This is a genomic window from Bacillus luti, assembly GCF_009739945.1.
Lineage (GTDB): Bacteria > Bacillota > Bacilli > Bacillales > Bacillaceae_G > Bacillus_A > Bacillus_A luti.
Genome location: NZ_CP040337.1, coordinates 1 through 22445, shown reverse-complemented (window position 1 = coordinate 22445; position 22445 = coordinate 1). Strand labels below are relative to the sequence as shown.

Genomic DNA, 22445 nt, shown 5'->3' with positions numbered 1-22445 from the left:
AGAGACCAATATTGGTCTCTTTTTATAATGAAATTACTTCTTCGAATTCGATGAATTGGCTCTGAGCTTCGTCCGTGTATTTAATACCTTTACATTTAATTTTCTTTTCCGGTAAGATGTCAAAGCTTGTAATTTGTACATCAAATCCGTATTCGGTAAGGGGTGTTTTTTCATTACTAGATATATTATAAGTAAAGATATTCCCTCCGATAGCTACTGTTCCGTGTCCAAATCCAATGATTACTCCAAGTGTTTCATGGTCGATCCATTTTACAAACTTGGGAATAAAATCTCCTTCAGGCTCGATTAAAGTTGTAAATTCTCCGATGATATTATTAAACAGGTATAAAGACCCGAAAACTTCCCATTCTAGTGGATCAATAAATACTGTATTTTTGCGATCAGGAGAAACAAGTGGTTCACTTGGATATTCAAAATCCATTTTTTCTTTGTTTTCGTTTTCGACTTTATAAATAATACGATCATCGTAATCATATTCTAATTTATACATTTTCTTCTTCTCCTTCCTCTGGTAAATGTCCATGGAGTAGGACATATTTTAATTCCTTGTGATCTCGTACAATTTCCTCTAATTCTGCTAGAGAAAATACTATTAATTTGAATCCCATACTGTTTTCAATACTATGTAGAAAATCGTAAAAGTTCGCCGTAGGGTTATGAGGAGTGACCAGTACCCAGCCGTCAGGATGGTGCTGCTTTGCTTTCACAATTTCATTAAATACTTCTGATTGTTGTGGCATACGTTTCTCACGTTTACATTGGAATATCCAGGTTTGTTCAAAACCCAGATTAAAGGGTAATTCTACATAATATTTCGCAACCACATCTCGCCCTTTGTCCCCACCACCTCTTCCAAACCACTCTCGGTTTCGAAAACCTTGTTTCCCTAGGACATGGAAAATAAATTTTTCAAAATACCTTGCATCGATTGTGTCCCAATTAATCATGTTCCGTCTCCTATTCTTTTTATTATTAGTATACCGTAATTTTATAAGTTTTAAAAAAGAGAAAGTGGAATGCTCCACTCTCTTTTTCAAAACAATTGTGATAACCAAGAGCCGACGGCTGCAACGATCCCACTGATACCCAAGGATGCTTTTAATAAAAAGAATTTGCTAGCAACCCATTTAAAAACAACCTCTGCTTGTTTTTTTCCTTTTTTTAATTTCACGAGTGTGAAGCTATATTCATGTTCGTTTTTTCTTATGTAAAAAATTTTTTCCTTTGTCACTTTCATTTTAGAAACTTGCTTAAATTCATTCATCATGAATCCTCCAAATCTATGTATTACCGTATATAACCTGATTTGTTCTATTTCTCGTTCTTGGATCATGATTTAATTTCATACGCATTGTACCTTCAAAAAAAATTAAAAACTAGGGTTGTGAGTGAAAAAAATTCGACAAATTTCTCTATTTTTAAAAAATCTCCGTATAAGGTTATATGAAAAAGCTTTGTTTTTGCTTGTTCGAAAAACAGTTTAATCCAAAACCTTACGTGGTGGAAAAAAACGTGAATATGGGGCATTTAAACGTCTTATATTTGAAAGTAGAGCAAAAAACCTCCCGAAAATAAAAGGGAGGTTTGGGGAAGATTAGGGAAGCTTGTCCAGGATTCCCAATGAATAGATACAAAGATTGACGAGGAATTACAAGATTCGTTTTTTAAAAGGCAAAAATTCGACGAGACTCTTTCGGATTCGCTTTGAATCGATTTTTATTTTTTTATTTATTAGGCTAATAGAAATATATGCACTTGTACAAAAAAGAGACTAACGATATTAAAAATCGCGGTAATACAAAACCTCTATTGATTGGATAAAAGTCTCGATTTGGAGCAAATAAACGCTTCAGAATTCGAATCCAGGGAATAAAAAGACGCCAAAAGCACAAAAACGCCCGAATCGAGATCCGGACAAGTTCGCCAATAGGACAAGCCAAATAAAAATCATACATACAACATATAATAAGTACGTATAGAAGCGATAAAAAACGTTGATATCATAGCATTTCAAGAAATATTCTCTTTTATCTTCCTGAGAATATACTGCTGCCTTCTATAAATATCTCTTCCGCTGAACCTCAATACAATATATCCATTTTCGCGCAAAAATTTATCTTTTTTTCGATCATGCTGCTTCTGTTTGGGAGAAGAATGAAAAGCCTTTCCGTCACATTCCACAGCAATCTTGTTTAGAATCACAAGGTCTATCCGATATTTTCCACACTTCACCTGGCTCCTTGGATAGAAGCCATTATTGTACAAGAGCTTATACATGATCCTTTCGATGGGCGACTCCGTCTTGGAATACTCTAGGTCTATCAGAGGTGTTTCCTCGTGTTTCCGGCGATTGTGGAGGATATAAAAGACAAAAGAACTTCCCAACAGAAGAAAAAACACAACATAGTCAACGATCATCCACTTCATTCTCCTTCCTTTCTACTTATAAAATATCTAGGTAACTTTCGGGTAGGACAAAATATAAAACAATGGGCTGCTGCATATACTAAACTAAGATAACTTTTAAGTAGGAATTAAGTAGCACTCTCCAAGCCTACCTGAAAAAAACTTAGTAAAAAATCAATTTTTTACTCAACAATTACCTTTATATGATTACCTAGTTAGTACAGGGTTAAACACCTAAAATAAAGGGGTTTCTCGAATGTTACGACCGGAGGGAGAGGGGGAGAGGGGAGGGTGCGGGAGGAGAGAGGGGGCAGAACCAAAACTCAGAATTGTCAGAAAATTGAATTGTCAGAAAATTCATCAATGGGGGTAAAACTGTGAAAATACTGAGGAGGAAAGAAACAATTCCATTTCGAGAATTTATGAAAAAGGGAAAAAAGGAATCTATGAATATGAATACGAGTTACGGTATCATTCCGACCATCGGATTCGGGGATTGGTACTCTTTCTTTGATAGTGCAACTCCATTTATCGTTTTGGGAGTAATCGTAACGATTCCCATCCTTTCAGCTGTCTTTTCTAAGTTCTTCACGGATACACCTCTGGATCGCTTCTTTCATCGCTTCGAAGTGGGGGTAAACTCTTTGTATCCGGTTATAAAACTAGGACTCTTAGGGGTCGTTTTATACTACGTAAAGGTGATGTTCTTATGATAATGGATAAAATCCAACTGTGGATGTATAAACAAAAATTCAAAAAGTTACTACGCAAGTGTTTCGAAGATTCCGAGGTTTGCGTAAAGAAAAAGGTGAACGATCGGGAATTTACGCAGTATCCAATGATTCACAATGTCCAGGAGAAGGATGATCACTTGCAAGTCGTCTTCCGGCTTCCTAAAGTAATCCCAATTGAAAAGCTACTAAGCAAACACTTTGTATTTCAGCGGTATTTCGGAGAATACGTTTTCTTCAAAAATGACGAAATTGGTGGAGTGACGATGCGAATATACAACAAGGATCCGTTCAAAGAAACATATATTTACGATTACGATCTATATAAAGACCAAGTGGATAAATACAAAGTTCCTATTTTGGTAGGGTTCGAGGACGGGGGATACACTTTTCTGGATTTGATTGATCCCGCACCACACTTGTTGATTGCCGGTCAAACGGGCATGGGAAAAAGTTCTACTGTGCGGAGCATTTTAACAACATTGGTACTCTCTAAAACTCAGGAACAAGTAAAACTATTCCTATTCGACTTAAAAAGAACGGAATTCTTCTTATTCAAGAACCTTCCTCATGTTGTCGAATTCAGCGTGGACGAAAACCAAATCAGAGTCCACCTAGAAGAAATAAATAAGGAGATGGATAGGAGAGGGGATATCCAAATGCAATACGAAGTATCCTCTATCCTAAGGCTTCCTAAACACATTAGAGAGGAGATGCCGATCCTCGTTATATGTATAGATGAGTTCCAAGATTTAGACGAAGATACCATGGAACTCGTTGGGAGAGTAGCGGCGAAGGGCAGGTCACTTGGGCTCCTATTAGTGCTTTCAACACAACGTCCAGATTCTACAGTATTGAAAGGGAAAATTAAAAACAACCTGGTAAACAGGATTTCTCTTAAACAATCAAATTCAACGAATTCCAAGATCGTGGATTGTATCGGGGCTGAATCCATTAAAAACGTTGGAGAGTGCGTGTTTTCCGTGGGTGGGGAGCTCAGAAGGGCTAAAACGGTGTTCCTGGATGATCAACGTGCAAAAGAGATCCTAGCGCCTTTAAACGTCGTTAAAACACAACAACAAATAGACGAATCACAAGAGGATTCCAAACTAATCCAAATGGAAGAAATGAAAAAGAGGAAGAAACAGATCGATCAGAACGAACAGATACTACAAATGATGGAAGAGGTGTTGGAGAATGAAAAAGCGGGATCTACAGATAATTGAGTTCTTGGAAAAAGCGCGCTGTTCATCACGGGATCAGTTGGTAGAGCTGTTTTTCTCTGATTTAAAAAATCCAATTTCTAATTGTAATACAATTTTGAAGCGATTAAGGGATAGGGGATATATAGATGTTTCTACTGATTTTCAGCCATTCGTGTATTTTCCGAAACCTTCTGGGATTAAAAAGGACTCTATGAAAATCCCTCATTTTCTCAAAATTGTGGATATGTATCTGGCTCTAAGGGAATACGAAGAACCGAAAGTTTTCACCATTGAGCCAAAGTACGGGAAAGACTATTCAGAACCAGATATTTTCACCATCTGGAAGGGGATCCCGCTGTTCATCGAAGTTCAACGTACTCACTACTCTAGCAAGGTTATGGCTTCGAAGACGTCTCTCTACGAGAAGTTATACGATTCACAAATTTTACTTCAGGAGCCATGGCAAAACCCGGAACAATTAATACACCCATACATTCTCTTAATCTCCGATTATCGTTATAACATCGAATCTAAACTTCCGATCATGCAATACCAATCTATTAATCAATTCATCGAACAGATGGCTGCCAAATACAACCTCAAAAAACAAATTTCGAATCGAACAGAAAACAAAGTGAAAACGAAAATCGAACGATAGGGAGGAAATAAAACATGAGAACGAAAAAACAAGATCGTGTTTTATTAGTAGAAAATAAAGCGGCGAAAACACAATTATGGGGATATCCAAACAAAGAAAGGGGAATAATAGAAGATATAGAGCTATTCGTAAGCGATGGTATGTATAAACCTGGCTGGGTCTATTTAGATCACCCCGCTTTTCCTCCGGAAATCCATTTCGAGGACATCAATCATGATGGAAAAGAGGAAATAATCATATTGCTGCACAAGGGATCTGGAAGTGGGGTTTCAATTTGGGAGATTCACATTTTAGAAGAAAGTGAAGAATGTGGATATTCTCATGTGTTCGTGGAAAACCCGGAGGATCACTTGCATGTGAATATGGAAAGTGCGATAAAACCACATGTTGGAAGGATACATTACTTTTCCAAATATCAAACAGAATCTTGGGATGTTCCATTTTCGACTGAATACCAGGAGGATCACTTGTTTGATGAATTCATAATTGGTAGTCAAATACGTTTTAAAGTAGAAAACAATAACTTAGTAGCTTACGTGGGACTTCAGCTGTCTTTCCTAAACCATATCGGGGAATTACAGTTACAGTATTGTTATAAACAAGGTAAATACTTGGTTAAAACAGCACAACTACATGTTTGGGAATGAAGATGTTATCCATTGTGGGTAGCATCTTCTTTTTTCTGTCTTTTTCTCCGTTCTTCTCTTCTTTTGTCCCTTGTCCTTTCCCCCTTCTTTTTTTGGGTGTGAGACTGGCGGTTTTGACCTTATCTCCTATGAAAAACAAAGTGTGTCCCGGCTAAAATTAAGTAGCAAGTTAGAAAAGCCTATTTATCCCACTTTTTTCGGTATGTTCGACTTGGCTCCGTTAACACAGCCGGGAATAAATTATTTTGCAAGAAAAGGAGTGTGGAGATTTTTTTGAGCGTTTTTTTCAAAAAAATACTACCTCCCTTGCAAAATGATTTAAACGGAAAGTTAGTCAAATCTTTTATTTTTTAAGGAAAGCAAAGTTAGTTATTTGTCTTTAATAACAGTTAGTAAAAGTTAATATTAGTTATTAATCTTTTAAATGATGCGCACGAACCGTTGGTACGAAAGAGATAAAAAAAATTTTAAAAAATAAAAAGGAGTTCGGTTATTAAAAGTTAATAATAGTTATGAACAGTTAATAAAAGTTAATAACTGTTATGACTTATTTTAAGAGGAGGGGAGAATATTGGTCAAAAGGGCTTGTTTTTTTAAGAAAGAACATGTACATTGATATTAGGTATTAATTATTAATAACAGTTAATAAAAGTTAATAAGGTTTTTAGGGATGTACAAAAACAGAAATAATAAAGAAAATAAATTTCTAAAAAAAAAAAAAAAAAGGATTTCTATTATTAAAAGTTAATAATACTTATGAACAGTTAATAAAAGTTATTTTTTTAACCTTGAAGGGGGTATAGTGATATGAGTCAAACACAAGTGATCAGTTTTTTCAATACAAAGGGTGGCGTTGGTAAGACAATGTCTGCGGTATGTGTGGCACACGCACTAAGTGATATGGATTATTCTGTTTTGGTTATCGATATGTGTGCAAATGGAGATATTTCTCACGATTTTGGTTTTGATCGTAAGGGATTCGCTGGGAAAACTTCGTACGAATGGTTGATTGGAGAAAGAAAAATCTCCGAAGTGGCGGTGGAAGTTCCAAATACAAATATTCATTTCATCCCATCTGATAATAAAATCGGACGTATAGAGAGTTGGGTCAACGACAATGTTATTCGTGGAAAAGATGAAATTTTAGCTAGAAAATTGGAACAAATCAAGGGGCACTTCAATTTCGTATTACTGGACTGCCATCCAGATCAAAATAATTTACCAACGGTCATGAATTTGCTCGCGAGCAACCAGATTTGGATTCCGATGACGAGCGACGGTAACACCATTGGAGGCGCTTATCGTTCTGCACAGATCGCACAACAACTGCGAAGAGAAGGTTTAAATTGTGATTATCTTCTAGTACCGACTATGATTAAAACGAATGATTTCGGAAAAGACAAACGTGTTATAGAGAAATTAACGAAAGAATACAAAAAAGATGATATTGAAAATGTTTCAGATATTTATATTCCGTACAACGCAAGTATCGGCGATTTCACGAGACAAGAAAAGACTTTTAAAGAAATGTTAGAACATAAAGGAACATCAGAAATGTTCCAAAAATATAAAGAAGTTGTAAAAAAATATGTAGTAGTGGCTGAAGAAGGGAGCTTAGTGTAATGAAAAAAGTGGATTTAGATTCTATCGAGGAAACAAATGTAATTGAAACAAAACAAGAGGGGTCGTTCACTCCTGAGATTAGAAGTCCATTCAAAGAAGAAGTTCCGGTCGAAGCTCCAGTAGAGGAAGTTAAGAAAAAAGGAAGAGGACCTCGAGGTCCAAAACCAAAGAAAAAAGGTGTGGTGAAGTCATTCAACTTGGATCCAAAAGTTGCGGAAAGATTGGAAAAAGAAGTAGAATCCCAAGAAGACAATGCTTCTGTTTTTGTGGAAAAAATATTACGCAAGCATTTCAATATGGAAAAATAAAAAGAGAGGTTTTCCCTCTCTTTTTGTTTGCTGTAATGATTAAAACGATTAACGGCTGCGTTCGTTTGTTTTTTCTTTTTTGAGTTCTTCTTTGCGTTGTTTTTCCATTTTGATTTCCTGTGGTTTCTTCATTTCGACTTGCTGTTTCTCTTTTTTGAAATCTTTCAAAGAAACAACATTGTTCAGCTCTTGTTTTAAGTCTTTGACTTTTTCCATTTCGCGTTGCGCTTTGTACATTTTCACGTACTCTTTTGTTTTGTCAGCATACAATTTCACTTTTTCTTTCAAGTGTTTTGTGTATGTTCGTTTAGCTTGTTTGATTTTTTCTTTTTCTCGTTTGATTTCGATGTTTTTCTTTTTCATCATAACTTTTGTTTGGGCAATTTTTGATTTCAATTGACGACGCTCTTTCCAATCTGAAATAGAAAATCGAGAAGTTCCTTTTAATTTCGCTTTATGCATATCCATTTCATTTTTCAAGTTCGCGCGGTCTTCTTTTTTGTAAGTAATGTTACGTTTATGTTTTTCTTTTGTTTCTTTGTAAATTTCGCGAGCCGATTTTACTTTCTCTTTGTTCTGTTTCAAATCTTCACGACGTTTTTCATACTTCTGATTATGATCTTTAATTCCATCACGGTACATTTCTCCAGTCGTGTATTGTTTTTGATTATCGCGACGCGGTGGTTTTTTCTCAGCAGTTTGCTCTTTTTCATTGTTGTAATAAGAGTGACTATCTCCATATTGGATTGGTTCCAATTGTTTCTTTTTATTTGTTTGCTCCATAGTTATTTTCACCTCCCTTCCTACTAAATCGGCTTGATAAACAAGCTCTGTTTCTAACACAATAGAACGAACTTCTTTTTGAACCTGGTAATCTTTTTTTGCTTCTTTCTTTTCTTGTCTATGGTTGTTCCGTTTGCGGATTTCCTTATTCTTTTTTTTCACTTTTTTATATTTTTCACTCGTCTTGTCAGCTGGCAAATGTCTGGTCGGAATACGATCCAAACCGCGCTTCTCGAAACTGTCTTTTGAGACAAACAAATCGAGACCTTTTTCTTTAAATTTCTCGTTCACAAGTTCCTCCCAATGGGCACGAAATTCATTAGATAATGTTTTCTTTTTGAAATCATCCCATTCGCGATTTTTTTTCCCAAAACTTTCTCCGTCTTTGGATATATCCCGTAGGGAAAGCATCATGTGACAATGTGGATTGTCACCCTTCAATTTGTGAAAACAGCAGTCTGCAATCATCCCTTTGTCTGTCATTCTTTTTGCCGCTTTTTCCACAAGTTCTTTATTTTCCTCAGGAGTGAATTCTGTGTAAAGAGAAAATTCAATTTCTTTAATCAGTTGTCCAGTTTTCCATGTTTCACAAGTTTCCATTTTGTTATATAGGTATTGTCTATCAAGGAATTTTTCGCTTGCTCCTTTTGGTAAGTAAATAGTGGATTCAATTCCTTCTTTCTTCGCTTTGTTTGTGTAGTTATAAGTTCTTCCGTATGTTTCATCATATAGTTTTTCACCCGATCGATAAGCAGCCTTTTGCACAGCTTTAGCACCATCACTTCTACCGAACACATTAAACCGAGTATGGAATATTTTCTCTTTCACAGTTTTTCACCCCCTTTCTGTAAAAATCTGACTCATTATTTTTCAAAATAATAACACAAAATTTGGAAAATGGTTAAAAATAAAGAAAAAAATGGAAAACGGGGCGGGCGGTCTAAACAAAAAACACACACAACATATTATTATCATAGGTTTCAAAGATTTTGATCTTGCCCCCGGCAGGGCGCCACGTTTGCTCGATAGAGGAAATGTATCTGTGCGCCTTTAAGGAGGCGGCTTTGCCGGAGTCTTTTGTTCTGCGCCTTGCTCCGAACTTTTGAAAGAAAATTAATGAACTGGGGTGAAAAAAGATGAAAAAAAAATGATTGATTAATTTTAAATTTGATTTATAATGATAAAAATTTCCAGATGATGGAATTCAAAAAACTTAGAAAAGGGGTGAACGGGTGTGAAAGATAAAAGACTGGAAAGTATCGACGAAAGAATAAGAGAGTTGCTTTTGAAAAAAACTGAAATCAAACAAGCAGCTAAAAAGAAAGAAAAGAAAAAGAGAGATCATGAATTGATACAGAAATCTTCGTTTTTGGAAAGTCTGTGTATTATAGAAAAAGATGGTGATGTAGAAAAGTTTAAAAACGAAGCGGTTCGTATGTATATAAAAAACAAATTGTATGCAAAGCAAACCGTGGTTTTTAAGTATTTATTTACAGACTGCGAAGAGAACGTTTTAGTAAGTTTTTTTGATCAAGAATTTTCGGCTCTGGAAAAGAAAGTTAACAGTATTGTGGATGAAGGCGGAAGAACGAGAAAGCAACGTTTTGGAGGATTAAAAGGATTAGAATTAAAAGCACTAGGTGACGTACTAAAAGGCATCCAGGACCATGTCGGAGACCAGACGTACATACAGAAATATTCGACTGTGAAAAGATTAGAAATGAAATACGAAGAAAGAGTAAATAAACTCTTTGAAAAAGCGGAAGGGAGGTTGTAAAAAATGGGGAATGTGATCGATGAAATTATGAATCAATTAGAGATTGCTTTGTTTGAAGTGAATAAAATTAATATGAACCAACAAGAATTGTTTGATATATATCGTAAAACACAGTTTAGAACTTATAATATCGAGCATTTTACAGAAGAAGAAAAAGAAGAGATTGAAGATATGTTTATGGAAGAAATGGACGATTTTCGCATGCACATGTCTGAAGTATTAAAACGGTTTAAAGGCTTACATATTAAACTAATAGAAGACGAAAATAATGATTTTAACTTGTTTAAATCTTTAGAAATTATCGATGTGATTTCAGAAAACCTGGCTTCCGAATTTATTGTGGAGTTAGATGAAATTTTGGATGATTACGAATTACAATTTGAATTGAAAGGGGACGAAGAATCGAAGGAAATGGCTTCTGTCGTTATGGACTTAAAAGAAAAGATAGAAGATATCAGTGAGAAGATGATTAATTTCACGGCTTTTACAGAAGTATTTTTGGAATTGGATTTGGACGCTGCATAAAAAAAGACACTGAAAAGTGTCTTTTGTATTACATCTGTAACACGTTAAAATTAGTTATATTCAAGGTAAAAATATTTTGTAATGTATATGTATTACAATTACTCAAAACGGCGATTTTTGCTTTCGCGTTCTTCTCTCATTCTTCGAATTTCATTTATTTTTTCTACTTTCTTTTCCTCACGCTGAACGACGAAATCCATTTTCTTTTCAGTTGTTTTTGCTAAGTGCTCGACCTTCAATTCTTCGACCTGTTTTTTATTCTTTTTACGTGTGCCCCAGTTCCCAATTTTACGAATAATTTTCTCGTTTGTTTCAGGATGGAAAGGAAGGCGCTTGAATAAAAAGTATTGAAAATCGTTGAAATAGTAAAGATTCTTATCGTCTATAAATGTTTTTAAATTATCAGAAACACAGATAACTCGATAAGATTTTAAACGTCTGATTTGGTCATTGGATAATACAGATTTTTTCTGTATAGATTGACTTGTGCTAGTGTCGTTTGATGAAGAACTTATTGAAAATGATTGATATTCTTCTTCTCCGGACAATTCTGAGAAGAACTTCGCTGTCTCGCCTCCACTACCGCCAAATATTGTCTTTGTTTTGCAATTTTCCACAATAACGTTGTATTTGTCGCGTCCATATACAGCTTGGATCTGTCCAAAGCTTTGGAAACCTAGAATCACAGACATTTTTTTACTTCGAATTGTAGCTAAATATTGCTCAAGTGCTGGGATACGACCAATGTTCGCCGCCTCATCGAGAAAGAATATCACGGGTAGTCCCCAATCATTCCCTAATTTTTCATCTACAGATGGATCTCCCTTGATTTTGGATAAGAGCTGAGAGTAAAAAGGCGATAAGAAAGCTGCATAATAATCACTTTTTTCATCGTCGTAAGAAACAAATAATGCGACCTTTTTTTGTCTAAAAAGACTAGGTGAAAAGTCACTTTTTTTCCCTATTTCTTTCATATTATCATACTCAAATACTTCCAGACTCTTTTGTAATTGAGCATTGATAGAAGCAACGTATCCGTCCGCATTTGCTGTTTTTCTGTATTGTTGGAATGCAAAGTAAGCTTTCTCATTGGTTTTTGAAAAGTATTCCTCCATGACGTCATTGTCGGAAGGGAGTTCAGCCATTTTCTTGATAACATTACTCAAATTCTTTTCACCATCGAAATATTCATCATAAAGGAAACAAAGGAGTAATTTTTGAGCAAGTTCTCCCCATACTTTGTCATCGCTTCCGCTACTCATACCAGTTGTAAGAGCTTTTGCTAAATTTCGAACTTCATCTATATTATTGCAATTTCCTAACAAATTATAATGTACAACTGGTGGTGGTTCTTTCCCTTCTTCTATTTTTGGATCAAAATTCATATGAAGAACTTGATATCCTTTCTTCTCTAGGAAAGCCTTAGTTTTTTCATGTAGTTCGCCTTTCGGATCCGTCACGATGAAGCTTACTCCGTCTAAATTTCGTAAGTTCGGTATAAAGAAAGAAGCTGATTTACCCGAACCAGTTGCTCCGAGTAATATCATGTGTTCGAATGATTTTTTCAATGTCAAACGTACGTTACGAGAAATATAGAGATCACTCGTATTTTTCTTAAAAGATCGTTGTGTACTTATGTTAAAAACGTGATTACGTTGTAACTTCTGCTCTGGAATAAGTTGTTTGTATGAAAGTAATTGCGAATCTGCTAGTGATTTCCGTCTGTTGTTTGAAAACTTGTACATAAGGAAAAAACCAACAAATAAATGTGAAACTAATAAAATAATAAATGTTTTAATATGTTGTAAATCGCCTGAAAGTAATTCCGTCATAAAATCTTTATGTATTTCATTTGTGAAGTACAGAGAAGAAACTAGGGAACTAATTAACAGGAAATTCGTTATAATTTCTTTTATTTTATGATTCGAATGCATGCGAATCACATCCTCGTAACGCCTGTAAGGATATTTTTAAGGATAAACCCTTTAAATCAATATGTTTTTTCATATTACCTCCTCCATTCTTGAACCTCCGTAACTATACTCAGGAATCCAAGAATGAAAAGAAAAAAGAGCGATTTTATCGCTCTTTTAAAAGGTCCCGTATCTGATTTTCCACGTCATATACGGGAGAGAGTGCTAGTTAATTTCATATGTTTGTATTAAAATTAACAAATACGAAACTAGGAGGATTGAAATGGATGGAGTAGTAGATTTTTTTAAGGATTATGGACCTATCAGTGCTTTTATTATGGGTTTAACAGGTATTATTTTAAGTTCGTTTTTCTTTTTAAAAAACAGGAAACACAAAAAATTGGAATACATTATTTCTAATAAAACAGCATTATTTAATAAATTACATAGTAAAATAAAGATATTTTTTAACGAACAGGAAATCACCGAAGATGCTTGTTTATCTATTTTAACTCTTGAAAATATTGGGAACGAACCGATAAAAGAAGAGGAATTTGAGAAGAATAAACCTTTGAAAGTCAATTTCGTAAGGAAAGATGGTCAACCGGCTAAGTTATTTGATGTGGAAATACATAAGTCCAATCCTTCGGATTTTGAAATTGAATTTGATTACACGGAAGTGGAAGGTACATTATCTATAAAACCAATATTATTTAATCCTAAGGATTATGTTAGGTTAAAAGTTATATCCACTGAATTTGAGAAAATCGACATTTCGGGAAGAATTATAGGTGGAAGTATTGTAAATGGTGAAAAAAGAAAAAAACGGAAGGAATATCAATACGTCTATGTACCACTCATGATGTCACTCATAGGTTCACTCGTAGCCTTTATTAGCAGTGCTTTTATTAACAAGATAGAGTTTGCATTTTTCTCCAGTATGATATTGATCATTTTCGGAGTTGTAGTCTTAACTCTTAAGGTAGTGCGGCAATAGAAGTCAGAAAATTTCGAGGGCTGAAGTTTGTTTTTTGGCGAAAAACTTGTTTTTTTGTTCGATTAAGTGTAAAAAGAAGGTCCACAACACGTGGATGTTGATTTCAAGTTCCCTCAATTCTTGTAAAATACAATGTGAAATAAAAAAAACAGATCAATTAAGATCTGTTTTTTTATTTTAAGTATGGGAATCCATCGTTTACGTTTGGGTCAATGTTGAAATATGTATCAAATTCATTCCACCAATCGTAAGTAGACCGAGATTTTAGTTCATTTTCTGTATAACCTTCCCCGATATCGGATGCTAAATTCGCTTTATCTTTATTAAAGTAAGCCCTGACATACGGAATAGGACCTTTTATAACGCCAAAAAATGGCTGCGAATTTTTCCCTTTTAACGTAGAAGAGACATAAACATGATCTAAGAATGGCATATCATCTTCTTGACCCGCGATCCCTCCGATGAATTCAGTTCCTTCCACTGAACCTAGAAAATAACCGAATTTTGCATGGATATTCACTCCAGATCCAGAAATCCCTCCAACATAATATTTCCCTTTTACTGTTCCAGTCCCAAAAAATCTAAACATTTGATCTTGTGTATCTCCAAACATAAGTCCAACATGATTTTGTCCTGTTACATTACCGTTTTCCACAGAAATATCATAGATTCGGAATGAATCTTGTTTCCCTGTTATCGACCCAACATAATTTCTTCCTGTAATAGTTGGATTTTTTAGTCGTACTGAAAAGCTTTCGTCTATAGTGGTATGGGCATTTGAAAACATTCCAACATAATCTTCATTTGGTCTATTAATATATAAATTATCTATACTGTAATCAGATTTTTCCATTGTTCCATCGAAATCTTGGATTGGTTCGAAGCCTTGTCCGTTATTCCAATCTTTCGTAACACAACCTTCTATGTTATTCCCTAATTTATAGGAAGCCTCTAAATCTAATCGTATTCCCTGTATTTCTCCGATCGTTCTTAATAAATATGGATCCCCTGGTGTTCCGCTGCCTTGTTGAGGTAGCCGAATTGTAGCATCTGAAGACCAATTAGTATTGCAACCATTCGTTATTGGCGGGTCTGGTTTTTCTTCTGGTGGTGGATCTACCGTTACAGGAGGTTTAACCGGTGTTTCTCCTGTTATTGTGTAGGAACCACTGTAAAATAGATCTTTAGATTGTAGTGTTTCGTACGTAAACACCAAACCCTCCAATTCTTTCGAATTTGAAGAGAAATATTGGTCCATGTCACCAAAATTCCCTTTTATATAGTCTTTTAATTTCTTTGTATCTAATGTATAGAACGTGTCTTTTATAGAATCGTAGGTAACATTAGAATTATTGTTATCCAATAGATTTTGGATTATTTTTTGTGTGTTTTCGGAAACATCCTTTTGAATTTTGTTCCCGAAAGGAAGCGATTCTGTTTCTAATTTGTGCTGTTTAATTGCCGATTCCAAAAGCGTAGAATTAACCTGTTGTTTCTTTACTTCAGCTTCTCCGATTGGGTTGTCGAGCTGTGTAACAAATATTAAGATTAGAATTCCGATAATTGCTATAACAATTAGTATTTCTAATAACGTAAATCCCTTTTTCACCTAAAAATCCCCTCCCTCTTGTGAAAACTATCTAATTATATTCATAAAACAATATTAGTCCACTAAAAAAACCAGGAAAGTACATATTCCTGGTCAAAAACAATTTCTCATCCTTCTTCAAATAAATAAGAAACGAGGTATGAGTAACAGTATATTCGTAGTAGCTGTAAAAATTCACTTTAAATATGGGAATCCGTCGTTTATGTTTGGATCGATTACCCATGTATCGGTGAAATCCCAATTTACATAAGTTGATTGTAATTTCATTTCTGATTCTGTTTTCCCTGTACCATATGAAGAAGGGAATGAAATGATATTTGTATTATAGAAAGAATCTTGGACCATAGTAAAAGCATCGGCTTTCCCTACCATTGGTTGTACATTTATAGATCCTGAAATCGAGGATGAGATATAATCAAAGGATAGTCGGGAAAATTGTGTTGTCTGTCCAAAAGCACCCCCGACATTTTCATTTCCAATAATTTTTCCTTTCACAAATGAATCATTAACAGCTCCCATTAAAGTAACGCCTGCAAGCCCACCGACATTTCTGTTTCCTTTTATTGTAGTTCCGTTGATCGAAATCCCAAACACAAGATCATTCAAAGAACCAAAAGCTCCACCCACATTATTATCCCCCGACACCGTTCCATTTTCTATTTTAATATCAATAGTGGTCCCTTTCGTATGTATCCCTGAAAGAACTCCGACGAAATTTTTTCCAGTAATATTTGGATTTTTAAAAGACAAATAGAATGATCTAGTGTCCGGCGAAGAAACCTTTGAAAATAAACCAACATTATCTTCACTTGGACGATCAATGAATAGATTATTAATACTAAAATTTGTTTGTCTAAAACCACCCTGAAATAGTGGGATAGGTTCGAACCCTAATCCATTATTCCATTGTTTCGTGACGCAAGATTCAATATCGTTACCTAATTCAAAATCGGAAGTGGGACTTAATTTCATTGCTTGAAGTTCACCGATTGTTGTAACAACGAAAGGATCAACTCCGGTTCCAGCCCCTTCTTTTGGTAGCTGTATTTTACTATCCGTGGAAGGATCATTACTACATGATTTGTTTTCTACGAGTGCATAAGAGCCTGTGAATCTCTCTTTATTCTTATTTTGAGCCGTTTTATAAGTAAATACCAACCCTTCAAGTTCCAAAGAGTCTGAGGAAAAATAACGCTGCATATCGGTCGTATTTCCTTTTGTGTAATTCCTCAATTTCTTTGAATCCAAGGTATAAAAAGAATCTTTTATATCATCAAAATTCTTCCCCGAACCTCTCTGATCCAGTAAGCTCTGAATGATTTTTTGGGATTCCGGAGAAACTTCTGTTGTAATTTTTTTATCAAATGGGAACTGATCTGTATCCATTTTGTATTGCTTGATGCTCGATTCTAATAAAGAAGAATTTATTTGTTGTACCTTTGTTTCTGTGTCGCCTATATGACTTTGGAAAGGAGAAGTGAATATTAGAACCAGGATAGAAATAATAACAATAACGATCATTATTTCTAACAATGTAAAACCTCGTTTCATTGTACGTACATCACCCCTTTATTGTGTTTCTCGTTGTATACAGCATTTATGTCGTTTTATCAACAAAATAAATAAAAAAAGAAGACGCATGGTCTTCTTTAACAGTTCATCAACAAAAAATTCTAATTTTAGGAAGCTTTTTTATGTTATTTCGGTACAAGTCGATAACATAATTACATAGTTTAAAAGGGTTTTTAACGAACGATCCGTAATCTTTCCTGCTTGCACTCCCAGGACACGTCTAGTTCTATAGCATTTCACCCCTGGTTACGTTATAGAACTTGCGAATTCGAAACCTTTTCTCTTTTTTTATACTGAAAAAAAGGTATGTGAACAAAAACTGGATATTGGGGAAGTCTTTGTTATTACTGGTTATAACCGTTTATAAAACATTGTCAACAAAAACAGATAAGATGCACTTTATTATGTAAAAAGTACATAAATGAAACACATATTAACAGTTAATAACGATTAATAATAGTTATTAATCGTTATTAATGTTTTCTTCTAAAATGATTTTCAAATCGTTGAAATCTCCATAAATCTTTTGAACGTGTTCAGTGTGATTTTCGAAATTGCTTTGAATTTCTTCGTTGGAAGCGGCGTGTTCTTCTGTTACGGATTGTAATTCCACTAAGGATTGATTGATGTCTTCTACGTTTGTTTTTAATACAGAAGTATGTTCAAAAACTTTCTTGATCTCCTTTTCCATTTCCTTGCTGTTCGTACTTACAAGATTGAATATTTGTTTAACTGTATTACTGTTTTCGTTTGTTATATGTAGACAATCGTACGAGTGCTTAAAGAAATCATCGTTTTTACTAATAAGTTCTTTGATGTCCAGGATTATTTGTTGGATGTTATTCGTAAATAGATTACTTGTTTCACTCAATTTCTTCATTTCGTGAGAAACGATTGTGAATCCTTTCCCGTGCTCTCCGGCTCTTGCCGCTTCAATAGATGCATTCAAACTCAACATTTTCGTCTGATTCGATATCTTATTTAGTGTATCTGTAATATTTTCGATATCGTTTAATTTTTGTACTAATGTATCATTTACGTCTTCGTTTTGGCTAAATAATTCTTTCAGATCTTCAATGGCTGCATCTAATTTCTCAGTTTCTTTTGTGTATTCTGTTATAGACCTTGAGCATTCAGTCGTTTTACTATGTACTTCTTTAGAAAGATCAAAGATGATATTAGATTCTTCTTGTATGTTAGTTGTGTTTAGTGTGATTCGCTCTAAATTATCCGTTTGAATAACAAAACTATGTACAATTTCTTCTAAGCTTTGATTAAAATCGTGATTTTTATCACTAATGATCTTCACATTGTTCTTCAAAGTAGAAGAAAATTTCTTTAATTCATAGATTGTTTTCTTAGATGTTTGGTTCATAGAAATCAATTCTTTTTGTTGTTCAAATAGCGATTGTCGAGCGGTTAAAAGATCCTGTAAAACAGTAGAAACAAAGTGCGATACATAGCTTAATATGATTCCAAAACAAAAAAATGAGAACAAATAATAAAACAACAAATCATATTGTTTTTCGAACAAATCGAGTGCAAAAAATGAATGTAAAAATAAAAGCATAGATAAGACGGTTGCAAAGATATTTATCCTTTTATCCAAATAGATTGTCGTCATAATGATCGTGACGAATAGAAATAATACATCTCCGATATTTTTATCTAGTGTAATGTACACCAAAACAATTGAATTGATTCCAAACGTGTACCAATAAGAACCGAGTAATTGTTTGTCTGTTTTTAATAGAAGAAACATAACAAAACAAACAAACAATGTGCTTCCTAAGATAGAAAACATTAATGTTAGTGGTTTTCCAATAACAAAACAAACAATAACATTAGAAATCGCGATGAAAATTAATAAATAAAACATAATTTTATTCCGTTTTTGTAGTAATTCCTCCTTCATAAACCCACCCCCTCTTGTAAGTTAATTTATTTATAAACAAATCCCGTATTATATCTAGTTTTTTGCGTGTATTTTTTGGAAAATGACTATGAAAATTTAATTGTAATACATGTGTAATACATAGTATAATGTAAATAATTAAAGGGAAAAATAAATGTAATGCATTTGTATTACAAAAGGAGAAAAAGGCAATGGTGAATGAAAAAACGAACGGAAACGTTGAAAACATTGAAGTGAAAGAAGAAAAGAAGAAAACACCAGGGAAAAGTTACAGAGGAACAGAGAAAATTCACAAGGAAATTGCTGAATTTTTAGGAGAAAAAAGCATGACGCAAAGTGATTTTCTTTCTGTATCATTGGATCTATTGAGAAAAGAACTATCAAAAGAGGCTGCCGGGAGTTTTGAAAAGGATTTGGAAAAGGTTGATGAATTAACAAAGCAAATGTATCAAGCGATTTCAGGCTTAGTTCTTTCTTTTAAAGTGAATTCACAATCCCAGCAAAACGTATATGAAAACGAAAAACGTGATTTGAACATTACAATAGAAGAAAGAGAAGAAAAGTTGAAGTCGACAGAGTTAGCTGTGCGAGACAGTTGGTTAGCGGTATCTCGATTACAAAAGGAAAAAGACGATTTACACAAGGAATTTAAGGATTACAAGAAAGATAATGAAGATATTGTTGTGAAAAAAGAAGGGCTGCAAGTACAAGTGAACGATTTACATCAACAGTTATTAGAAGCAAGAGAAACTATTTCCTCTTTAGAGAAGGAAAATAAGGCTGTAGAGAAGTTGACAAAAGAGAAAGAACAGTTACAATCCAATCTAGAAAAAGAGAAGACGGATTTCGAAAAGCAATTGCAAATCGAAAAGACACGGATTACGAGTGAAGTTTGGAAAGAAAACTTCGAAAGCATTACAAAAGAGAAAGAGACTTCTCTTCGAGAAAAATTAGAATTGGAACATCAAATCAAAGTGTTACAGGAAGAAAACCAAAAATTGAAAGACGAAAAGAAGAAAAAAATAAGGAAAGAAACGGAGAAGGCGTAAAGCTTTCTCCTATTTTGTTGTGTCAAAGAGGAGGGATAAGATGGATATTATTGTAGGGAAATACCCTGTTAAAGAAGTTGCTAGGATGATTAGGAAACAAACGATAGCTGACTTATTACGTCTAGATGAAAAAATATTTGAAGGTTTTAGAGCGGAGGTAAAATTCAAAACTTATAAAAATACAATTCATTTTCAAGTGAATTTGTTCAAAAAGGATTGTAAACGATTATGGGAAAAAACGGAATATATCCATAGGAGAAGTAAAAATCTCGATAAAAGATTTATATATTCTTATTTAGATACTAGTACAGACGAAATAAGAGAAATTATCTTTCTTGATTATGACGAATTAGAAGTCGAGAATGATCATGATTGTATTTTGAAAAAACTTGAAAATAATCAAAAGGAAGATTTGAATTCAGAAACAAGAACAGAAATTGCTATGTGCAAAGTAAAAACTCATCAACTCATAGTAGAAAAAAAGTACGACGAGTTAATTCTTGTCTTCGAAAAAATGAAAAAAGAATGTGATGGTGCCCTTTTGAAAGAGTGTGAAGAAGCCATTAAGATCGTAAAAAAGATGCGTCTTGCGAATTTGCTTAACTAATCATAAAACTACATTGTTTTTCAGTAGAGTTGTTCATCAATAACAATTAATAATAATTGTTAACAGTTGTTAATAGTTATTAATTGTTTGTTTTGAAATACATAAGAAAGGAGAATGAAGTGGAGTGACAGTCGTTAATTATTACAGTTTGGAAGAAGTCATGGAAATGATTTCGAGACATTATATTAAAAATGAAAAATACAAAGGGTTCCAAATGAGTGGAACGATTGGAGTTATTAATTATAAATTGGAAGCTGTATTTAGGGTAGGAGGTAATCAACGTAAATTCTTTAAAACCACACAATTTTTACACGAATATTTTATTAGTTTTACTAAACAAGAAGATACTTATAAAATCGCCTCCGAAACAAGCTACACAGGTGATGATAACCATCTCATCGAAACCATCGAATTTACATCAAAGAACCTTTCCTACGATTTAACTGGAATTATAGTTGAAAACAAAACAGATGTGGTTCTTCACAAATTACAATCCAGCCAAGAACAAGGATGGGTAACGAAAGAGGAAGTACAACAAGCTGAATGCCTTCAAAGATGGATACCGCTGTTTTATAAAGACGATGGATATAAGGAGCTATTGCATTGTATAGAAGAGGATTACAAAAAGGGAAAGGTCGGAGAAGAAGAATATAGGCTCATTAAGACTAAAATATGCTCCTTGCGTATGGGGAAACTGTTCGGGAAGGAGGAGTGAGATAGAATGACACTTTATGAAGATCTTGGGGACAGATTTGTTCCATTAAAAGAAAATATTATCAGTTTTTACGAACCAGAAGAGGTTTGTACATTGATTGCTGAACATAATAGAAATAAAAAACGTTCGTTTGACTGTATATTAAACTATAAATGTACTTTTTTGGATCAAGAAGAGCTGCGTTTGGAGAAAAAAACTTATAAAAAAATGACATTTAGGTTGGATATCGATGGAAAGTTTATAAGATTCCCCTTTTCGTTCAGTTATTATTTTATGATGACAAAAACATTTATTTTAAAAGATCGTGATGGAACGGTTAGAACATTTTCTAAGTTATATTCTTTTCTTCGTGTTGAACAAGGAGAGGTAAGAGAATGTTTAAGCTTAGGATACAAAAAAGATTTTAGTTGGAAGACGGATCAGGAAATTGTACTGGAAAGAGATGTAGATAAGATTTTAGATAAATTGAAAAAAAGTTATGAAGATGGATCGATCTATGAACATGAATACAAAGAAACGGTACAACTGATTCGAGGAGCCCGTTTAAGAAATTTACTTAAATAATAGATACATAATGTTCGGTAGTGAAAGAGAGGTGTTGAAATGTGTTTTATCATAGGTAAATACAGTATCGAAGAGGTTGCTGAAATGTACAAAGAACAAACGATGGAATCATTACGTAAAACAGATAAGGATTTTTATGAAAGAAGTAGGTTTGAAATTACAACCAGATTTTACAAAAAATCAATTTGGTTCTCGGTAACCCATTATATAAAAGAGGGAGGATGGGATAAATATTCGTTATCCTATAAAGTAGATAAGGGTCAAGATAAAAACATTGTATATTCAGAAGTAGAAGTTTCTAAAAATGGAATCAGAGAAATCATTTCTTTGGAAGGTATAAATGGCACTTCCGAAATCGAAATTGAAATGGAACCAAATTGCATTTTTGAAAAGATAAGAAAGAACAATTCGAACGATAATAATATAGAAGATAAAATAAAAGAGATAATATTTGATATGAATTTTACTAACTTGTTTTCTAACAAAAAATACAAAGAACTACTTCTTTTTCTCGAAGAAGAATATGGAAAAGGGGTTATTACAAGTGAACAATACGAAGAAGCTACAAAGTTAACAAAAGAGATCCGTTTAGAAAATTTATTTAAATAACTGTACAACTGCATTGCTTTTCCGAGAGAATTGGTTAATAATAAAAGTATAATAACTATTATTAACAGTTATTAATGATTATTAATTGTTAATAACTAAAAAAGTACGCATAAAAAACATTTGAAATTTTTTTCACAACGAAAGAAGGATATTTCAAATTAATTAGGTAATAACTATTAATAACAGTTAATAACAAATATTAATTGTTATT

Annotated in this window: 23 protein-coding genes; 14 read left to right on the top strand and 9 right to left on the bottom strand. The window is 33.7% G+C overall.

Translation table 11 applies throughout. The features are described 5' to 3' along the window. Positions 1-22 precede the first annotated feature (22 nt). From EUC40_RS26410 to EUC40_RS26395, 4 genes are all read right to left on the bottom strand, one after another. The gene (locus tag EUC40_RS26410; RefSeq protein ID WP_244322213.1) at positions 23-511 is read right to left on the bottom strand and encodes a DUF4652 domain-containing protein; all 489 of its coding nucleotides are present in this window, start codon (positions 509-511) and stop codon (positions 23-25) included. Then, a complete protein-coding gene (locus tag EUC40_RS26405) occupies positions 504-968 on the bottom strand; it encodes a restriction endonuclease (RefSeq protein ID WP_156576995.1) in 465 nt (154 codons plus the stop codon). The genes EUC40_RS26410 and EUC40_RS26405 overlap by 8 nt, the downstream gene beginning before the upstream one ends. 86 nt (positions 969-1054) lie before the next feature. Continuing rightward, positions 1055-1285 carry a hypothetical protein gene (locus tag EUC40_RS26400; protein ID WP_156576994.1) on the bottom strand — a complete coding sequence of 77 codons (231 nt, stop codon included), beginning with the start codon at positions 1283-1285 and terminating at the stop codon, positions 1055-1057. Between the two features lie 746 nt (positions 1286-2031). Next, positions 2032-2298, bottom strand: coding sequence for an endonuclease domain-containing protein (locus EUC40_RS26395; RefSeq protein WP_244322217.1), 267 nt, complete (start codon positions 2296-2298; stop codon positions 2032-2034). A gap of 506 nt (positions 2299-2804) precedes the next feature. On the opposite strand from EUC40_RS26395, the gene EUC40_RS26390 reads away from it, so the two are divergent. The 6 genes from EUC40_RS26390 (at position 2805) to EUC40_RS26365 (ending at position 7599) form a co-directional block, all read left to right on the top strand. Further along, a complete protein-coding gene (locus EUC40_RS26390; RefSeq protein ID WP_156576992.1) occupies positions 2805-3140 on the top strand; it encodes a hypothetical protein in 336 nt (111 codons plus the stop codon). Beyond that, on the top strand, positions 3137-4384 hold the full coding sequence (locus EUC40_RS26385) for an FtsK/SpoIIIE domain-containing protein (protein WP_244322212.1): 1248 nt from the start codon (positions 3137-3139) through the stop codon (positions 4382-4384). The genes EUC40_RS26390 and EUC40_RS26385 overlap by 4 nt, the downstream gene beginning before the upstream one ends. After that, positions 4356-5021: a replication-relaxation family protein gene (locus EUC40_RS26380; protein WP_156576991.1), complete on the top strand. Its 666-nt coding sequence runs from the start codon at positions 4356-4358 to the stop codon at positions 5019-5021. Before EUC40_RS26385 ends, EUC40_RS26380 begins: the two co-directional genes overlap by 29 nt. A gap of 14 nt (positions 5022-5035) precedes the next feature. Next, entirely contained in the window at positions 5036-5668 is a 633-nt protein-coding gene (locus EUC40_RS26375) for a hypothetical protein (RefSeq protein ID WP_156576990.1), read from the top strand. Positions 5669-6475: 807 nt separating this feature from the next. Then, the gene (locus EUC40_RS26370; protein WP_156576989.1) at positions 6476-7291 is read left to right on the top strand and encodes a ParA family protein; all 816 of its coding nucleotides are present in this window, start codon (positions 6476-6478) and stop codon (positions 7289-7291) included. Beyond that, positions 7291-7599: a hypothetical protein gene (locus EUC40_RS26365; protein WP_156576988.1), complete on the top strand. Its 309-nt coding sequence runs from the start codon at positions 7291-7293 to the stop codon at positions 7597-7599. Before EUC40_RS26370 ends, EUC40_RS26365 begins: the two co-directional genes overlap by 1 nt. A gap of 48 nt (positions 7600-7647) precedes the next feature. Here EUC40_RS26365 and EUC40_RS26360 read toward each other — a convergent pair whose 3' ends face one another. Further along, a complete protein-coding gene (locus tag EUC40_RS26360) occupies positions 7648-9210 on the bottom strand; it encodes a MobA/MobL family protein (RefSeq protein ID WP_156576987.1) in 1563 nt (520 codons plus the stop codon). A gap of 406 nt (positions 9211-9616) precedes the next feature. On the opposite strand from EUC40_RS26360, the gene EUC40_RS26355 reads away from it, so the two are divergent. Together EUC40_RS26355 and EUC40_RS26350 are read left to right on the top strand one after the other, a co-directional pair. Then, on the top strand, positions 9617-10159 hold the full coding sequence (locus EUC40_RS26355) for a hypothetical protein (RefSeq protein WP_156576986.1): 543 nt from the start codon (positions 9617-9619) through the stop codon (positions 10157-10159). Positions 10160-10162: 3 nt separating this feature from the next. After that, positions 10163-10684, top strand: a complete 522-nt coding sequence (locus EUC40_RS26350; RefSeq protein ID WP_156576985.1) for a hypothetical protein — start codon at positions 10163-10165, stop codon at positions 10682-10684. Positions 10685-10782: 98 nt separating this feature from the next. Here the strand turns inward: EUC40_RS26350 and EUC40_RS26345 are convergent, their stop codons facing one another. Further along, positions 10783-12618, bottom strand: coding sequence for a type IV secretory system conjugative DNA transfer family protein (locus EUC40_RS26345; protein WP_156576984.1), 1836 nt, complete (start codon positions 12616-12618; stop codon positions 10783-10785). A 262-nt stretch (positions 12619-12880) separates the two neighbouring features. Between EUC40_RS26345 and EUC40_RS26340 the strand changes: the two genes are divergently transcribed. After that, entirely contained in the window at positions 12881-13594 is a 714-nt protein-coding gene (locus EUC40_RS26340; protein ID WP_156576983.1) for a hypothetical protein, read from the top strand. 172 nt (positions 13595-13766) lie between these two features. Here EUC40_RS26340 and EUC40_RS26335 read toward each other — a convergent pair whose 3' ends face one another. The 3 genes from EUC40_RS26335 to EUC40_RS26325 form a co-directional block, all read right to left on the bottom strand. Continuing rightward, entirely contained in the window at positions 13767-15203 is a 1437-nt protein-coding gene (locus EUC40_RS26335; RefSeq protein WP_156576982.1) for a prepilin-type N-terminal cleavage/methylation domain-containing protein, read from the bottom strand. A 174-nt stretch (positions 15204-15377) separates the two neighbouring features. Beyond that, positions 15378-16754: a prepilin-type N-terminal cleavage/methylation domain-containing protein gene (locus tag EUC40_RS26330; RefSeq protein WP_156576981.1), complete on the bottom strand. Its 1377-nt coding sequence runs from the start codon at positions 16752-16754 to the stop codon at positions 15378-15380. 484 nt (positions 16755-17238) lie between these two features. After that, a complete protein-coding gene (locus tag EUC40_RS26325; protein ID WP_244322216.1) occupies positions 17239-18690 on the bottom strand; it encodes a methyl-accepting chemotaxis protein in 1452 nt (483 codons plus the stop codon). Positions 18691-18881: 191 nt separating this feature from the next. Here EUC40_RS26325 and EUC40_RS26320 point away from each other — a divergent pair, with 191 nt between their 5' ends. From EUC40_RS26320 to EUC40_RS26300, 5 genes are all read left to right on the top strand, one after another. Next, complete coding sequence (locus tag EUC40_RS26320; RefSeq protein ID WP_156576980.1) at positions 18882-19739, top strand: hypothetical protein; 858 nt, start codon at positions 18882-18884, stop codon at positions 19737-19739. A gap of 40 nt (positions 19740-19779) precedes the next feature. Continuing rightward, positions 19780-20346 (top strand): hypothetical protein, encoded by a 567-nt coding sequence (locus EUC40_RS26315; protein ID WP_156576979.1) that lies wholly within the window; start codon positions 19780-19782, stop codon positions 20344-20346. Positions 20347-20470: 124 nt separating this feature from the next. Next, positions 20471-21061 carry a hypothetical protein gene (locus EUC40_RS26310; RefSeq protein WP_156576978.1) on the top strand — a complete coding sequence of 197 codons (591 nt, stop codon included), beginning with the start codon at positions 20471-20473 and terminating at the stop codon, positions 21059-21061. 6 nt (positions 21062-21067) lie between these two features. Further along, positions 21068-21625, top strand: coding sequence for a hypothetical protein (locus EUC40_RS26305; RefSeq protein ID WP_156576977.1), 558 nt, complete (start codon positions 21068-21070; stop codon positions 21623-21625). 84 nt (positions 21626-21709) lie between these two features. Further along, on the top strand, positions 21710-22234 hold the full coding sequence (locus EUC40_RS26300; RefSeq protein WP_156576976.1) for a hypothetical protein: 525 nt from the start codon (positions 21710-21712) through the stop codon (positions 22232-22234). Positions 22235-22445 lie beyond the last annotated feature (211 nt).

Bases quoted from the DNA above. Each gene is read 5' to 3' on its own strand.
- EUC40_RS26325 (WP_244322216.1), bottom strand. From the start codon at position 18,690: ATGAAGGAGGAATTACTACAAAAACGGAATAAAATTATGTTTTATTTA.
- EUC40_RS26410 (WP_244322213.1), bottom strand. From the start codon at position 511: ATGTATAAATTAGAATATGATTACGATGATCGTATTATTTATAAAGTC.
- EUC40_RS26385 (WP_244322212.1), top strand. From the start codon at position 3,137: ATGATAATGGATAAAATCCAACTGTGGATGTATAAACAAAAATTCAAA.
- EUC40_RS26305 (WP_156576977.1), top strand. From the start codon at position 21,068: ATGACACTTTATGAAGATCTTGGGGACAGATTTGTTCCATTAAAAGAA.
- EUC40_RS26345 (WP_156576984.1), bottom strand. From the start codon at position 12,618: ATGCATTCGAATCATAAAATAAAAGAAATTATAACGAATTTCCTGTTA.
- EUC40_RS26375 (WP_156576990.1), top strand. From the start codon at position 5,036: ATGAGAACGAAAAAACAAGATCGTGTTTTATTAGTAGAAAATAAAGCG.
- EUC40_RS26405 (WP_156576995.1), bottom strand. From the start codon at position 968: ATGATTAATTGGGACACAATCGATGCAAGGTATTTTGAAAAATTTATT.
- EUC40_RS26300 (WP_156576976.1), top strand. From the start codon at position 21,710: ATGTACAAAGAACAAACGATGGAATCATTACGTAAAACAGATAAGGAT.
- EUC40_RS26365 (WP_156576988.1), top strand. From the start codon at position 7,291: ATGAAAAAAGTGGATTTAGATTCTATCGAGGAAACAAATGTAATTGAA.
- EUC40_RS26350 (WP_156576985.1), top strand. From the start codon at position 10,163: ATGGGGAATGTGATCGATGAAATTATGAATCAATTAGAGATTGCTTTG.
- EUC40_RS26380 (WP_156576991.1), top strand. From the start codon at position 4,356: ATGAAAAAGCGGGATCTACAGATAATTGAGTTCTTGGAAAAAGCGCGC.
- EUC40_RS26400 (WP_156576994.1), bottom strand. From the start codon at position 1,285: ATGAATGAATTTAAGCAAGTTTCTAAAATGAAAGTGACAAAGGAAAAA.
- EUC40_RS26340 (WP_156576983.1), top strand. From the start codon at position 12,881: ATGGATGGAGTAGTAGATTTTTTTAAGGATTATGGACCTATCAGTGCT.
- EUC40_RS26395 (WP_244322217.1), bottom strand. From the start codon at position 2,298: ATGTATAAGCTCTTGTACAATAATGGCTTCTATCCAAGGAGCCAGGTG.
- EUC40_RS26330 (WP_156576981.1), bottom strand. From the start codon at position 16,754: ATGAAACGAGGTTTTACATTGTTAGAAATAATGATCGTTATTGTTATT.
- EUC40_RS26315 (WP_156576979.1), top strand. From the start codon at position 19,780: ATGGATATTATTGTAGGGAAATACCCTGTTAAAGAAGTTGCTAGGATG.
- EUC40_RS26320 (WP_156576980.1), top strand. From the start codon at position 18,882: ATGGTGAATGAAAAAACGAACGGAAACGTTGAAAACATTGAAGTGAAA.
- EUC40_RS26370 (WP_156576989.1), top strand. From the start codon at position 6,476: ATGAGTCAAACACAAGTGATCAGTTTTTTCAATACAAAGGGTGGCGTT.